Here is a 15,212-nt window from a genome sequence, read left to right on the forward strand (position 1 = left end):
CCGGGAACCTTGATGACTACGGGTGCAAACCCGACCCCGGCACGGTCGCCGGCCGCTGGTCTCCCGGACGGGTGTGTCCGGGAGACCACCCAAACTCTACCACCAATGCAAACAAACAACCCCGGCCAAGCGCAGCGCGCGCCGGGGCCCATTGGCTGCCAGAGCGGCGGCGAGGAGACGCTGGCCGAGCCTCTCGTGCGCCTACACGCCGGTTGCATCCCGCGCACCGCCCCCTCCGGCGTCCTCCTGCGCTCCGCCCTCTCTTTCGTCCTCCCGGACGGCGCGCAGCGCCGAGACGGGATCGGCGAGCCGAGGGCCTGTCGACGGCACTCCCGAACACCACCACGACCGCCGGGGCTCCCCGATCCCGGGTCTCGCGATGCTCGCCCGGAATGACGCCTGGGGGGAGGTTGGAGAAAACACCCGCCAAGGGTGCCAATGGGTCCCCGCGCGGCACCCGCGCACCCCCCGGAATGACGCCAATGGGGGGCGACGAATCCCCCTTACGCCCGGCTGAGGGCCCGCGCCGCCGACTGCGCCAGCGGCGCGAAGCGCTGGGCGAAGTCCTCCGCCTGCCATTCCGACAGCGAGCCGGCGACATGGATAGCCGCGGTCGGACGGCCGTCCGGCCCGGTGATGGCGACGCCGATGGCGATCTCCCCCGGCACCACCTCTTCCAGCGCCATCGCGTAGCCGAGTTCGCGCGCCTCGCGCACCTTCTGCCGGATCGGCTCGGGCTCGGTGATCGTCTTCACCGTGATCGGCGTCAGATTCGAGCGGGCGAGGATGTCGTCGACCTCCGCGTCGGGCAACAGCGCCATGATCGCCCGCCCGCCGCTTGCACAGAAGGTGGGCACCGCATGGCCCACCAAAGTGGCGAAGAAGGTTTCGCGCTTGCTCTGGTTGCGCGCCGCGTAGACCACACGCAGGTCGTCGAAGAGGCTCAGGTCGACGCGCTCGCGCACATTGCGCCGCAATTCCAGCAGCACCGGCGTCGCCCGCTCCACCAGGGGATTGAGCCGCAGATAGTCCAGCGAATGGTCGAGCAGCCGCAGGCCCGGCACATATCCCCGGTCGGTCGGGTCCCGCTCGATATAGCCGAGCTGCCGCAGGGTGTGGACAAAGCGCTGCGCCGTGCTCTTGCCCATGCCGGCGGCCGCGGCGATCTCGGTCAGCGTCAGCGGCGCGTCGGCCTTGTGGAATGCGGCCATCACGTCGGCGGCACGGGCGATGGAGCGCACGAACAGCGGATCCTGCGCCTGTTCCTCGGGCGTTCCGGCCTTCGGCCTGGCGCGCGGCGACCAACTGGTCATGTCGGGGTCCCTCGAAAAACGTACTGCTTACAAAACAGCATTGACTCGTCAACTTTACCATTCGTATCGTAAAAAAATAATACGATCGTATTATATTTCAATACGCAGGAGGGCGTATGGTTCGCGGGCGCAAGACGGCTCCAACAGGTCCGGGCAGGACGGCATCCGGCGCTGCGCCGGGCTGCTCCGCCAACGCTGCAACCACGTGGCGGGGGCTTTGATGAGCCGCCGCGTCGCCCTTGCCGGCTTCCTGCACGAAACCAACACCTTCGCCCCCTCGCTCGCCACCCTGGCCGAGTTCGAGCAGGGCGGCGGCTATCTGCCGCTGTCGCGCGGCGCGGAGATCTTCGCCCGCGCCGAGGGCGTCAATCTCGGCATCTCCGGCGCCATCGCCCATGGCCGCACGGCGGGCTGGGACATGGTGCCGGTGCTGTGGACGGGCGCTATTCCCTCCGCCCATGTGACGCGCGAGGCCTATGAGCGCATCGCCGGCGAGATCGTCGCGGGCATCGCGGCGAGCGGCCCGCTCGACGGTGTCTGCCTCGACCTGCATGGGGCCATGGTCGCCGAACATCTCGACGACGGCGAGGGCGAGCTGATCGCCCGTGTCCGCGAGGCGGTCGGGCCGGATGTGCCCATCGCCGTCAGCCTCGACCTGCACGGCAACACCACGCCGCTGATGGTGGAACAGGCCGACCTGCTGGTCGCCTTCCGCACCTATCCGCATGTCGACATGGCGCAGACCGGCCGCCGCGCGGCGGAGGGCCTCGACCGCCTGATGCAGCGCGGCCGCCCCTTCGCCCGCGCCTTCCGCCGGTTGCCGTTCCTGATCCCGATCCCCTGGCAGTGCACCGTCATCGAGCCGGCCCGCACCCTCTACCGCGAGCTGGCGGAGTTGGAGGGCGGCGAGGTCGCGAGCCTCTCCTACTGGATGGGCTTTCCCGCCGCCGACATTGCCGACTGCGGCCAGACCGTGCTCGCCTATGGCGAGACGCAGGCGGCGGCCGACCGCGCCGCCGAGCATCTGGTGGCACGCATCATGGAGAGCGAGGCGGCCTTTGCCGGCCGCGCCTTCACGCCCGACGAAGGCGTGCGCGAGGCCATGCGCATCGCGAAAGACGCCAGCCGCCCGGTGGTCATCGCCGACACGCAGGACAATCCCGGCGCGGGCGGTGATTCCAACACCATGGGCATGCTCAAGGCCCTGCTGCGCAACGGCGCTGAGAACGCCGCCATCGGCCTGATCATTGATCCTGCCGCCGCCCGCGCCGCCCATGCGGCCGGGGAGGGGGCTGAGATCACCATTCCGCTCGGCGGCCAGTCGAACGTTGCCGGCGACAGCCCGCTGGAGGCGACATTCCGCGTTAAGGCGCTGTCGGACGGCGCCCTGCATGCGACCGGCCCCTATTACGGCGGCACCCGCATGAATGTCGGGCCCTCCGCCTGCCTTGCCATCGACGGGGTGCGGATCGTCGTCGCCAGTCACAAGACCCAGATGGCCGATCTGGCGATGTACCGCTATGTTGGGATCGAACCGACACGCATGGACATCCTCGTCAACAAGAGCTCGGTGCATTTCCGCGCCGATTTCGACCCGATTGCCGAGACCGTTCTCGTCTGCACCGCCCCGGGGCCGATGCCCCTCGATCCGGCGGATCTCGCATGGACGAAGCTGCGTCCCGGCATGCGACTGTCGCCCGGCGGACCGGCCTTCGTGCCGGCAGGCGCCGCGGCGAAGATGCCGCAAGCCATGGAGGGCTGATCCGGAACCTGCGAGGACGCCTGCAGGGCTTGCGTTGCGGAGCGGGAGGAGTTTCCGCTTCGACAAGAAGAAAAACAAAATCACCTGACCAGAAAAGGGAAGCATCATGCTGCATGACACTGCCACCACCTGCTCCACCCGGCGCAAGGGCTGGGCGATGAAGGCCCGCCACACCGTCGCCGGCCTGCTTGCCGGCGCGCTGCTTGCCGGCACCGGCCTCGTGACCCCGGCCGATGCCGCCGGCAAGACCATCACCGCGGTGATGCATTCGGGCCTGCGCGTGCTCGATCCGATCATCACCACGGCGCATATCAGCCGCAACCATGCCTACATGATCTACGACGTGCTGGTCGCGGTGGACGAGAACTTCACCCCGCGCCCGCAGATGGCCGACTGGACGATCTCCGACGACGGTCTCGTCTACACCTTCACCCTGCGTGACGGGCTGAAGTTCCATGACGGCGCCCCGGTCACCTCGGCCGATGCCATCGCCTCGCTGACCCGCTGGGGCAAGCGCGATTCCGGCGGCCAGTTGATCTTCGACATCACCGACAGCCTTGAGGCCAAGGACGACAAGACCTTCGTGTGGACGCTGAAGAGCCCGTTCCCGGCGCTGCTCGACACGGTCGGCAAGCAGTCGGCGCTGCCGCCCTTCATCATGCCCGAGCGCGTCGCCAGCGGCCCGGCCGACACGGCGGTCACCGACTATGTCGGCTCCGGCCCCTTCATCTTCATCGAGTCCGAGTACCAGCCGGGCGTCTCCGTCACCTATCGCAAGTTTGAGGACTATGTCCCGCGCGACGAGCCGGCGAGCTGGATGGCCGGCGGCAAGGTGGTCCATGTCGACGAGGTCAAGTGGGTGACCATGCCGGACGCCCAGACCGCCATCAACGCGATCATGTCGGGCGAGATCGACTATCTGGAGCAGGTGCAGATCGACCTTCTGCCGATTCTCGCCGCCAGCGACGACGTCACGGTCGAGACCCGCGACGATCTCGGCTATCAGGCCATCGGCCGGATGAACTTCAAGCATCCGCCCTTCGACAACAAGAAGATCCGCCAGGCGGCGCAGATGGCGCTCAGCCAGGCCGACGTGCTCGGCACGCTGATCGGCAACCCGGACTACTACACGGTCTGCGGCGCGATCTTCGGCTGCGGCACGCCGCTCGCCGACGAGTCCGGCGCCGAGACGCTGGTCTCCGGCGGCGACATCGAAGGCGCCAAGAAGCTGCTGGAGGAAGCCGGCTATGACGGCACCCCGGTCGTCCTGATGCAGCCGACCGACGTCGTCAGCCTCACCGCCCAGCCGGTGGTCGCCGCCCAGGCCTTCCGCAATGCCGGCTTCAATGTCGACATGCAGCCGATGGACTGGCAGACGCTGGTGACGCGCCGCGCCAGCCAGGCCAAGCCCTCCGAGGGCGGCTGGAACATCTTCTTCACCAACTGGCTGGTGCCGGAGGTCAACTCGCCCCTGATCAGCCCGATGCTCAACGGCCGCGGCGACAGCGCCTGGTTCGGCTGGCCGTCCGACGAGGAGATCGAGGCCCTCAAGGCCGAGTTCATCGCCGCCGACACGCCGGAGAAGCAGAAGGAGGTGGCGGTCCGGATCCAGAAGCACACGCTGGACAATGTCCTCTACATCCCGCTCGGCCAGTATGCGTCGCCCCAGGCGCGCAGCAACAAGCTGACCGACATGCTGCCGTCGCCGGTTCCGGTGTTCTGGAACGTCAAGAAGGCGGACTGACCAAGCCGCGACGCCCGCCGCCCGGCCCTTTCGGCCGGGCGGCCAGCCTCGCCGATCCCGCATCCGGCCGGTGGCGGAGCGCGGCATTGCCGCCGTTCCCGTCACCGGCCCCGTCCGGGACACCGAACCGTCAGGAGCAGCAACCCGCGATGCTAGGCTATATCCTGCGGCGCATCCTCGCCGTCATTCCCGTGATGGTGATCGTCGCCGTCTTCGTCTTCCTGCTGCTGCGGCTGACGCCGGGCGATCCGGCCGCGATCATCGCCGGCGACATGGCAACGCCCGCCCAGCTCGAGCGCATCCGCACCTCGCTCGGCCTCGCCGAACCGCTGCACGTCCAGTTCTTCACCTGGGTCGGGCTCCTGCTGCAGGGCGATCTCGGCACCTCGCTGATCTCCAACACCGCGGTCACGACGATGATCGGCCAGCGGATCTGGCCGACGATCAACATCGCCGTCATGACCATCCTGCTGTCGGTGGCGATCGCCGTGCCGATGGGCGTGCTCGCCGCCTGGCGGCACCGCACCTGGGCCGATTACGCAGTGATGAGCTTCTCGGTGCTCGGCTTCTCGATCCCGGTTTTCGTCATCGGCTACATCTTCATCCAGGTCTTCTCGATCAATCTGCGCTGGCTGCCGGTGCAGGGCTACACCGCCCCGTCCGACGATTTCGGCCGCTTCCTGGCACGCGCGATCCTGCCCTGCCTGACGCTGGCGACGATCTATGTGGCGCTGATCGCCCGCATGACCCGCGCCTCGATGCTGGAAGTGCTCGGCGAAGACTATATCCGCACCGCCCGCGCCAAGGGCGTCGCCGAGCGCATCGTCCTGTTCCGCCATGCGCTGCGCAACGCGGCCGTGCCGATCATGACCATCATCGGCACCGGCTTCGCGCTCTTGATCGGCGGCGTCGTGGTGACCGAGAGCGTCTTCAACATCCCCGGCATCGGCCGGCTGACGGTCGATGCGATCCTCGCCCGCGACTATCCCGTGATCCAGGCGATGATCCTGCTGACCAGCGGTCTCTACGTCTTCATCAACCTGCTGATCGACCTGTCCTACACCCTGTTCGACCCGAGGATCCGCTACTGATGTCCCCCCTGTTCCAGCAGCGCGCCTCCAGCGCCCACACGAGGGGGAGGGCGCGCGATGCAGGCTGACCGGCACCCCGCCTCCCGCATGCAGTGGCTGTTCGGGGCGATCGCCCTGCCGGCCGGCTGGCGCCTCGGCGTCGGCCCCATCATCGCCGCCATCGTGCTGGTGGCGATCGTCGCCTCGGCGCTGCTCGCGCCGCTCATCGTGCCGCACAACCCCATGACCATGGACGCTGTCCAGCGGCTCAAGGGCCCGAGCGAAACCTTTCCGCTCGGCACCGACGCCTATGGCCGCGACGTGCTCTCCCGCGTCGTCACCGGCGGGCGCATCTCGCTGCTGATCGGCGTCGGCGCCGCCGTCGTCAGCGTGCTGATCGGCCTGATGATCGGCCTCGTCTCCGGCTTCTTCCGCACCGCCGATGCCGTCATCATGCGGGTGATGGACAGCCTGATGGCGATCCCCTCGATCCTGCTGGCGATCGCGCTGGTCGCGCTCAACGGGCCGAGCATCTGGTCGGTGATGGCGGCGATCACCATTCCCGAGATCCCGCGCGTCGTGCGACTCGTGCGCTCCGTCGTGCTGTCGGCGCGCGAGGAGCCCTATGTCGAGGCGGCCATCGCGCTCGGCTCCTCGATGCCCAAGATCCTGTGGCAGCACCTGATGCCCAACACCCTGGCGCCGCTGACCGTGCAGGGCACCTATATCTGCGCCTCCGCCATCCTCACCGAGGCGATCCTCTCCTTCCTCGGCGCCGGCGTTTCCACCGAGATCCCGACCTGGGGCAACATCATGGCCGAGGGCCGCGTCTACTTCCAGCTCAAGCCTTCGCTGATCTTCTGGCCGGGCCTGATGCTGTCGCTGTGCATCCTGTCCATCAACCTGCTCGGCGACACGGCCCGCGACGTGCTCGACCCGCGCCTGAAGAAGCGGGAGGCCTGACCATGCTGTTCAAGACCCGCACATTCGACGAGGCCGCCAACGTCCTCACCATTACCGACCTCACCGTGCGCCTTGCCGGCAATGCGTCCGCCACGCCGATCCTCGACGGCATCTCGCTGCGGATCCGCGAGGGCGAGACTGTCTGCCTCGTCGGCGAGAGCGGTTCGGGCAAGTCGGTCACCTCGCTCGCCGTCATGGGCCTGCTGCCCAAGGGCGCGCTCGAGGTCGCCGGCGGCCGCATCGAGCTGGAGGGCCGCAACCTCCTGGAGTTCTCGCCCCAGGCGATGCGCGACATGCGCGCCAGCAAGATCTCGATGATCTTCCAGGAGCCGATGACCGCGCTCAACCCGGTCATGCGCGTCGGCGCCCAGATCGAGGAGGTGCTCGACACCCATGCAAGGCTGCCGGCGCGGGAGAAGAAGGCCCGCGTCCTCGACATCATGAACCAGGTGCACCTGCCGGATGTGGAGCGCATCTACCGCTCCTATCCGCACCAGCTCTCCGGCGGCCAGCGCCAGCGCATCATGATCGCCATGGCGCTGATCCTGGAGCCGAAGCTCCTGATCGCCGACGAGCCGACCACCGCGCTCGACGTCACCACCCAGCAGCAGATCCTCAGCCTCATCGCCGAATTGCAGGAAAAGCACGGCACGGCGGTGCTGTTCATCACCCATGACATGGGCGTGGTGGCGGAGATCGCCGACACCGTCCATGTCATGCAGTTCGGCAAGCTGGTCGAGCACGCGCCGGTGGAGGAGCTGCTGCGCCGGCCGAGGGAAGACTACACCCGCCGCCTGCTGAAGTCGGTGCCGAGCCTGACGCCGCGCGCCGCCCGGCCCGTGCCTGAAGGCGCCCCGGTGATCTCCGTCGACGGGCTGCAGAAGGTCTACGGCTCGCATGGCGTCTTCCGCAAGACCAAGGAAACCCTCGCCGCCAGCGACGTCACCTTCGCGATCCCGAGGGGCCGCACCCTCGGCATCGTCGGCGAGAGCGGCTCGGGCAAGTCGACCGTCGCCCGCTGCGTCATGCGGCTGATCGATCCGACCGACGGCTCGATCCGCGTCGCCGACACGGAGATCGCCAGGCTTTCGCGGCGCGAATTGCGGCCGTTCCGCCGGCACATCCAGATCGTCTTCCAGGACCCGTTCCGCTCGCTCAACCCGCGCTGGACCATCGGCCGCAGCCTCATCGAGGGGCCGCTCAACCTCGGCACCGACAAGGATGCGGCGCTGGCCCGCGCCCGCGAGCTGCTGAAGCTGGTCGGCCTGCCGGACGATGCGGTCGGCCGCTACCCGCACCAGTTCTCCGGCGGCCAGCGCCAGCGCATCGCCATTGCCCGCGCCATCGCCATGGAGCCGGACGTGCTGGTCGCCGACGAGGCGGTCTCCGCCCTCGACGTGTCGGTGCAGGCGCAGGTGCTGGAGCTTCTCGACGAGCTCCAGGCCAAGCTCGGCATCGCCATCCTCTTCATCACCCATGACCTGCGCGTTGCCGCGCAGATCTGCGACGAGGTGGTGGTGATGCAGCATGGCCGCGTCGTCGAGCACGACACGGCCGAAAAGGTCCTCGCCGACCCCAAGCATCCCTATACCCGTGCCCTCATCGAGGCCGCCCCCGGCCGCGCCTGGGATTTCGCCAATTTCCGCGAATTGCGGACGGCCTGATCCCGCGCCGGCAACCCTGTCTGGAGGTTCCAATGCCCGTTCTGCCGCAGATCGCCGGCTATGCCGACGAACTCACCGCCATCCGCCGCGACTTCCACGAGCACCCGGAAATCGGCTTCCAGGAGGTCCGCACCTCCGGCATCGTCGCCGAGCTCCTGCGCAAGTGGGGCGTCGACGAGGTCCATACCGGCATCGGCAAGACCGGCGTCGTCGGCATCGTCAAGGGCAATGGCGAGGGCGGGCGCACCGTCGGCCTGCGCGCCGATATGGACGCCCTGCCGATGGACGAGCTGACCAACCTGCCGTATGCGTCCAAGACCCCCGGCGCCTTCCACGGCTGCGGCCATGACAGCCACACCGCCATGCTGCTGGGCGCGGCGCGCTATCTCGCCGCCACCCGCAATTTCTCCGGCACGGCGGTGCTGATCTTCCAGCCTGCGGAGGAGGGGCTGGGCGGTGCCCGCGCCATGATCGCCGACGGGTTGTTCGAGCGCTTCCCCTGCGACGAGATCTACGGCATGCACAACAACCCGCTCGCCCCGCCGGAGCAGTTCGGCATCAAGCCGGGCGCGGCGATGGCGGGGGCCAGCTTCTTCGACATCACCATCAACGGGATCGGCAGCCACGGCGCCATGCCGCACCATGCGCGGGACCCCATCGTCATCGCCAGCGCGCTGGTGCAGAGCCTGCAGTCCGTCGTCAGCCGCAATGTCGAGGCGACCGAGCCGGCCGTCTTCTCCGTCACCCAGATCCATGCCGGCTCGGCCTACAATGTGGTGCCGGACAAGGCGGTGATCTCCGGCACCATCCGCTACTTCTCCGACCATGTGCGCGACGTCATCCACCGGCGCGCGGAAAAGATCTGCGCCGGCTTTGCCGAGGCCTATGAGGTCGAGATCATCGCCGACCTGCGCCCGACCTTCGACGTGCTGGTCAACGATGCCGATCTTGCCGAGGCCTATCGCGAGGCGGCGAGCGAGATCGTCGGCGCCGCCAAGGCGACCGTCACCAGGGATCTGGTGACCGGCAGCGAGGACTTCGCCGACATGCTCAAGGTGGTTCCGGGCGCCTATTGCACCCTCGGCCACAAGGGCGAGGTGCCGGTCCACAATCCCGGCTTCCTGCTCGACGACGACATGCTTCCCGTCGGGGCCAGCATCATGGCGCGCATCGTCGAAAAACGCATGCCCTTGTGAGTTTTCGCCCCCAGCAACCTTTCAGGATCTTTCCATGAGCTATCTTGATCTGCCGTTCGACACGGACACGATGCTTGCCGCCCTCCGGCCCTGGGTCGAATGCGAGAGCCCGACCTATGATGCCGCCGCCGTCGACCGGATGATGGACCTTGCCGCCTATGATCTTGCCGCCGCCGGCGCAGAGATCGAGCGCATTCCCGGCCGCATGGGCTTCGGCGGCTCGGTGCGTGCGCGCATGCCGCACAAGGACTTCGGCAAGCCCGGCATCCTTGTCTCCGGCCATCTCGACACCGTGCACCCCGTCGGCACGCTGCAACAGAACCCCTGGCGCGTCGAGAACGGGCGCTGCTACGGCCCCGGCATCCAGGACATGAAGGGCGGCTGCTACGTCACCGTCGAGGTGCTGCGCCAGCTCGCGCTCGCCGGCATCGAGACGCCGCTGCCGGTCACCGTCCTGTTCACGCCGGACGAGGAGGTCGGCACCCCCTCGACCCGCGAGCTGATCGAGATGGAGGCGCGCAAGAACAAATATGTCCTGGTGCCCGAGCCCGCCCATCACGATGGCTCCGCCGTCACCGGCCGCTTTGCCATCGCCCGTTTCAACGTCAGGACCTTCGGGCGGCCGAGCCATGCCGGCTGGGCGCTGAAGGACGGCCGCTCGGCGATTGCCGCCATGGCCCGCAAGATCCTCGAGATCGAGGCGATGACGACGGAGGACTGCACCTTCTCCGTCGGCGTCATCCATGCCGGCCAGTGGGTCAACTGCGTCTCCTCCTCCTGCGAGGCGCAGGTCCTGTCCATGGCCAAGCGCCAGCACGACCTCGACGAGGGCGTCAAGCGCATGCTGGCGCTGAACGGCGAGGAGAATGACGTGGTGATCGAGGTGACGCGCGGCGTCACCCGCCCGGTCTGGGAGCCGGACGAGGGCACGCTTGCTGTCTACGAGACCGCGCGCGGCATTGCCGGTGAGCTCGGCTTCGACCTCACCCATTGCAGCGCCGGCGGCGGCTCGGACGGCAACTTCACCGGCGCGCTCGGCATCCCGACGCTCGATTCCATCGGCGTGCGCGGCGCCGGCCTGCACACGCTCACCGAACATATCGAGGTCGACAGCCTCGTCGAGCGCGGCAAGCTCATCGCCGGCCTGCTCCTCAAGCTGAAGTAACCGCGCGGCGTCCCGCCCCATCCACAGGTCGTCACACCGGGCGCGCGTTAGCGCGACCCGGTGCCCATTGGCTGCCAGAGCGGCGGCGAGGACGCGCCAACATCTCCCCCGCGTCATCCCGCACGCAGCGTAGCGCAGATGCGGGATCGGGGAGCCGGGGGCCTCGCGGCAGCACGCCCGGACGCCGCCGCAACCGCCGTGGCTCGTCGGTTCCGGGTCGCGCGATGCTCGTCTGGGAAGACGCAAGGAGAGGCATTCCGCCTCACGCCTGCCGGGGTTGCCATTGGTTCCCGGCTCTTCGGCCTTCGGCCTCGTCCGGGACGACATCCTGAGTGAGAGGCGCCGCCTTGCCTCCTCTCGGCCGTCACCCCGGCCGCCGCCGTCATGCCGCCGCCATCGCCCCACCCACAGGCCGTCACCCCGGCCGCGCGCAGCGCAGAGCCGGGGCCTATTGGCTGCCAGAGCGGCGGCGAGGACGCGCTGGCCGAGCTCCACACACAGAGTGTCGTCCCGGTTTCGGCTTGCCGAAGACAGGGACCCAGTAACCACGATCGGTCGCGACTGAAGCCTCGGCGCTGCCGCGAACGACCCTCGCGATGGCCGGAGGCGGCTAGCTTCACGCCACCATCCGCCCCGGCGGATACTGGATACCTGCCTTCGCAGGTATGACAGCCGGGGAGGGGACAACGCCAGCGCCTTCCGCCTCATGCCCGCCAAGGGCGCCAATGGTTCCCGGATCTTCGGCCTTCGGCCTCGTCCGGGACGACATCCGAGAGGGAGGCGCGGCCTTGCCTCCTCTCGGTCGTCTCCCCGGCCGCCGCCGTCATGCTGCCGCCTCGCTCCATCCACAGGCCGTCACCCCGGCCGCCGCCGTCATGCCGCCGCCATCGCCCCACCCACAGGCCGTCACCCCGGCCGCGCGCAGCGCAGAGCCGGGGCCTATTCGTTCCCAGAGCGGTTGCGGGGGCACCGGAACCGTCCTCCACTCCCTGCCTGTCGTCCCGGTTTCGGCTTGCCGAAGACCGGTCTACGGTCTCACAACGACCAGGGGCCCAACGGCCTCCGTCCCGCAAGCATCATGACACAGCCCGGACATACAGGGACCCAGTAACCACGATCGGTCGCGACTGAAGCCTCGGCGCTGCCGCGAACGACCCTCGCGATGGCCGGAGGCGGCTAGCTTCGCCCCACCGCCAGCTCCGGCGGATACTGGATACCTGCCTTCGCAGGTATGACAGCCGTGGCGGTGGCGACGCTCTCCCGCCTCACGCCTGCCGGGGTTGCCATTGGTTCCCGGCTCTTCGGCCTTCGGCCTCGTCCGGGACGACATCCTGAGTGAGAGGCGCCGCCTCGCATCCCCTCGGTCGTCACACCATCTCCTCGGACGCCACCCCGGCCGCGCGCAGCGCAGAGCCGGGGCCTATTGGCTGCCAGAGCGGTGGCGAGGACGCGTCAACATCTCCCCGCGTCATCCCGCACGCAGCGAAGCGGAGATGCGGGATCGGGGAGCCGGGGGCCTCTCGGCCGCGCTCCCGGACGCTTCCGCAACCGCCGTGGCTCGCCGGTTCCAGGTCGCCGGCTTCGTGGCGACGCTGCCTGCCGGGTGAGGCGCGCCGGATGCATCCGAAACCGTCGCCGGTCGGACACGCGCCATTAAACTGAAGGATGTCATGAAACTGAATGGTCGGAGTGGCAGGATTTGAACCTGCGACCCCCTCGTCCCGAACGAGGTGCGCTACCAGGCTGCGCTACACTCCGAACCGATGACCCACCGGCGTGGCCGGTCGGGTGGAGAGCGATTGTCCGGGCCGGGAGACCGGCGCTCATCCGTGGTGTGGCGGGTTCATATCACCGGCCATCGGCCTCCGCAACCCTGTCCTTGCAGCGATTTTGCTTCGGCTGTGGATGAGCGGCGGGCGGCACGGAAAACGCCGCGGCGGCCCGCCCGCCGGCGCGGCGCTCTTGCGCGGCATCGGCGCGCTCGCTATACAGGCGGCCTGCGATTTGGGGCGTAGCCAAGCGGTAAGGCAGCGGTTTTTGGTACCGCCATGCGCAGGTTCGAATCCTGCCGCCCCAGCCAGATCGCATCCGCCCCGCCGGATCGCGCGCGGCGCATCCTCCTTCCGCTCCCTGTTCGACATCCGCCGTCTCCGCCCTTGGGAGGAGCAGCCCCTTCGCGCCGCGTCTGCGCCGCCGGGCAACGGGGATATCCGTGCGATGGCGCAGGCGGACCGTGGCTGTCCGGGGCAGGGGACTGTGCCGGGCGATTTTTGGGGCGATTGGCGCGCGATTCTCAATTTCGAGCGTTTTTGCGGCGGGATTTTGCAAAATTTTTCTCGAAATTCGGCGCGGCTCGGCGGCCGCGTTTCGCGCGCCTGACGGTGCGGTGTCCCCCTCCCATGGCAGGCCGGCGAGCGATTGCGCCAATATGTCGCGGAGGTCTTGCGCGAGATTTCTCCCGTGTTTTCAGGTTGTTGCCAGCGGGCCCTCGCCGCAATTCGCAGATCTGCCTATCCCGGTTAGCGTTCGTTAAGCGGAATCGCTTCACCCTATGGCTGCTGCGCAAGATGCGAGCGGTTTTGGCTGAGAGGATGAGTCCCATGTCGGGCGTGGATGGATCGAATTCGGGGGAGAGATTAAGATTTGCGAGGATCGATGAGGAGACCAGGCGGCAACTTCGCGCGCTCTGGAAGGACGTCGAGCCAAAACTGGATGGTATTCTCTCAAGCTTCTACAAGCATCTCCTGACGCAGCCGAGCTTGGCGAAACTTCTTGGAACCCGCCAGGCGGCGCTGGAATCAGCGCAGAAAGCTCACTGGCAGCGTCTGTTCAGCGCGCGCTTCGACGAAGACTACGAAAGCAGCATCAATCGGATCGGCCGCGCGCATGGCCGCATCGGCCTCGAACCCCGCTGGTACATCGCCGGCTACCAGTTCGTGCTCAACGAACTGACCGCCGTTGTCATTCGCCGCCACCGCTTCTCGCCCGCCGCCGCGACAGCGGCGCTGCAGGCGCTCAACAAGGCGGTTTTGCTCGATCTCGACTACGCCATCTCGACCTACCAGCAGATCCTGATGGAGGAGCAGGAGGCGCGCACCCGCAGCCTCAGCGAGGCGATCGACCGGTTCAAGGGCCGGGTCGAACTCTCGCTCGCCGATGTCGGCAAGGCGGCCGACACGATGCAGTCGCAGGCCGACACGTTGGCATCGGTCGCAGGTGCCGCCTCACAGGAGGCGGTCTCCGCGTCCGCTGCCTCGCAGCAGACTTCGGTCAGCGTTCAGACGGTTGCCTCGGCGGCCGAGGAACTCGCCGGCTCCATCGAAGAGATCGCCCGTCAGGTCAGTGGCGCCTCCGATGTCGCTCGCCGGGCCAATAGCGTGACCGACAGCGCCTCGCACGAGGTTGGGCGACTGTCGGTGACCGCGCAGAAGATCGGCGATGTCATCGGCCTGATCCAGGCGATTGCGGAGCAGACCAATCTTCTGGCCCTGAATGCGACGATCGAGGCGGCACGCGCCGGCGATGCCGGGCGCGGCTTCGCCATCGTCGCGCAGGAGGTCAAAAACCTGGCCGGCCAGACGTCCAAGGCGACCGAAGACATTGCCCAGCAGATCGCCGAGATCCAGGCCGCGACCACCAAGGCGGTCGACACGATCGGCTCGATCGCCGCGACGGTCGGCGAGATCGATACGCTGACCTCCAACATCGCCTCCTCCATCGAGCAGCAGGGGGCGGCGACCCGCGAAATCTCGATGAGCGTTCAGCAGGCGGCAACCGGTACGCAGACGCTGACCCGCAATGTCGGCGGGGTCAACGAGGCGATCGAGAAGACCGAGCGCGCAGCGCGCGACTTCCTGCTGGTGTCCTCCGACCTGCGTGGCCAGTCCGGCCAGATTTCCGAGCAGATCCGCGGCTTTTTCGCCGAAATCCGCCAGACGACCGAGAACCGCGCCAGGGCAGATACCGCGACCACGCCCGTCGGCGGAACCGCGAGACAGCGCGTCGCGTGACCGCGGCAGCGACTTCGGAGTGCTCCGGTCATATCGGATCGCCCGAGGTCGCAGCAGCGAGCTTCTAACGAAACCGCCCGTCCGCGTGCAGGCGCGAACGGGCGGGAGTCGTTAAAAAAGCACTGAACTAGGTCTTCTTATATTCTTGTGCCGCCAGGCCGAATGATTTGGACGCCGTAGCGTCAGAAACCGAAGCACCGCAAACCACGTACCGACCGCTTGGTCGGCGAAAGCAACCGCCGGAACGCATCCCCCGTTCGCGCTCCCAGCGTCAATAATCTGGCCCCCGCGCATCGGCGATCGGAACCCCGTGCGTCAGCGGTCG

The 15,212-nt window shown here is 68.0% G+C and carries 10 protein-coding genes and 2 tRNA genes; 10 read left to right on the forward strand and 2 right to left on the reverse strand.

The genetic code is table 11. The annotated features are described in order from the left end of the window. Positions 1–503 precede the first annotated feature (503 nt). Positions 504–1,313, reverse strand: a complete 810-nt coding sequence (locus P2PM1_RS24700; RefSeq protein WP_186386721.1) for an IclR family transcriptional regulator — start codon at positions 1,311–1,313, stop codon at positions 504–506. 220 nt (positions 1,314–1,533) lie between these two features. Here P2PM1_RS24700 and P2PM1_RS24705 point away from each other — a divergent pair, with 220 nt between their 5' ends. The 7 genes from P2PM1_RS24705 (at position 1,534) to P2PM1_RS24735 (ending at position 10,877) form a co-directional block, all read left to right on the forward strand. After that, the gene (locus P2PM1_RS24705; RefSeq protein ID WP_186400940.1) at positions 1,534–3,075 is read left to right on the forward strand and encodes a M81 family metallopeptidase; all 1,542 of its coding nucleotides are present in this window, start codon (positions 1,534–1,536) and stop codon (positions 3,073–3,075) included. 157 nt (positions 3,076–3,232) lie between these two features. Beyond that, on the forward strand, positions 3,233–4,819 hold the full coding sequence (locus tag P2PM1_RS24710) for an ABC transporter substrate-binding protein (RefSeq protein ID WP_186400994.1): 1,587 nt from the start codon (positions 3,233–3,235) through the stop codon (positions 4,817–4,819). A 149-nt stretch (positions 4,820–4,968) separates the two neighbouring features. Beyond that, entirely contained in the window at positions 4,969–5,910 is a 942-nt protein-coding gene (locus P2PM1_RS24715; RefSeq protein WP_186400941.1) for an ABC transporter permease, read from the forward strand. Positions 5,911–5,997: 87 nt separating this feature from the next. Then, a complete protein-coding gene (locus P2PM1_RS24720; protein ID WP_244292986.1) occupies positions 5,998–6,852 on the forward strand; it encodes an ABC transporter permease in 855 nt (284 codons plus the stop codon). Between the two features lie 2 nt (positions 6,853–6,854). Continuing rightward, on the forward strand, positions 6,855–8,516 hold the full coding sequence (locus P2PM1_RS24725) for an ABC transporter ATP-binding protein (RefSeq protein WP_186400942.1): 1,662 nt from the start codon (positions 6,855–6,857) through the stop codon (positions 8,514–8,516). Between the two features lie 32 nt (positions 8,517–8,548). Beyond that, positions 8,549–9,712 (forward strand): M20 aminoacylase family protein, encoded by a 1,164-nt coding sequence (locus P2PM1_RS24730; RefSeq protein ID WP_186400943.1) that lies wholly within the window; start codon positions 8,549–8,551, stop codon positions 9,710–9,712. Positions 9,713–9,746: 34 nt separating this feature from the next. Continuing rightward, positions 9,747–10,877 carry a M20/M25/M40 family metallo-hydrolase gene (locus tag P2PM1_RS24735; protein WP_186400944.1) on the forward strand — a complete coding sequence of 377 codons (1,131 nt, stop codon included), beginning with the start codon at positions 9,747–9,749 and terminating at the stop codon, positions 10,875–10,877. Positions 10,878–12,558: 1,681 nt separating this feature from the next. Here P2PM1_RS24735 and P2PM1_RS24740 read toward each other — a convergent pair. Next, positions 12,559–12,635 (reverse strand) — tRNA-Pro (locus tag P2PM1_RS24740). A 247-nt stretch (positions 12,636–12,882) separates the two neighbouring features. On the opposite strand from P2PM1_RS24740, the gene P2PM1_RS24745 reads away from it, so the two are divergent. The 3 genes from P2PM1_RS24745 to P2PM1_RS24755 all read left to right on the forward strand — a co-directional run bounded on the left by P2PM1_RS24745 (position 12,883) and on the right by P2PM1_RS24755 (position 14,887). Continuing rightward, a tRNA-Gln gene (locus tag P2PM1_RS24745) sits at positions 12,883–12,957 on the forward strand. A 137-nt stretch (positions 12,958–13,094) separates the two neighbouring features. Next, complete coding sequence (locus P2PM1_RS24750) at positions 13,095–13,256, forward strand: hypothetical protein (RefSeq protein WP_186390063.1); 162 nt, start codon at positions 13,095–13,097, stop codon at positions 13,254–13,256. A gap of 221 nt (positions 13,257–13,477) precedes the next feature. Continuing rightward, on the forward strand, positions 13,478–14,887 hold the full coding sequence (locus tag P2PM1_RS24755) for a globin-coupled sensor protein (RefSeq protein ID WP_186390062.1): 1,410 nt from the start codon (positions 13,478–13,480) through the stop codon (positions 14,885–14,887). Positions 14,888–15,212 lie beyond the last annotated feature (325 nt).

This window comes from Stappia sp. P2PMeth1 (assembly GCF_900185735.1).
Taxonomy (GTDB): domain Bacteria; phylum Pseudomonadota; class Alphaproteobacteria; order Rhizobiales; family Stappiaceae; genus Stappia.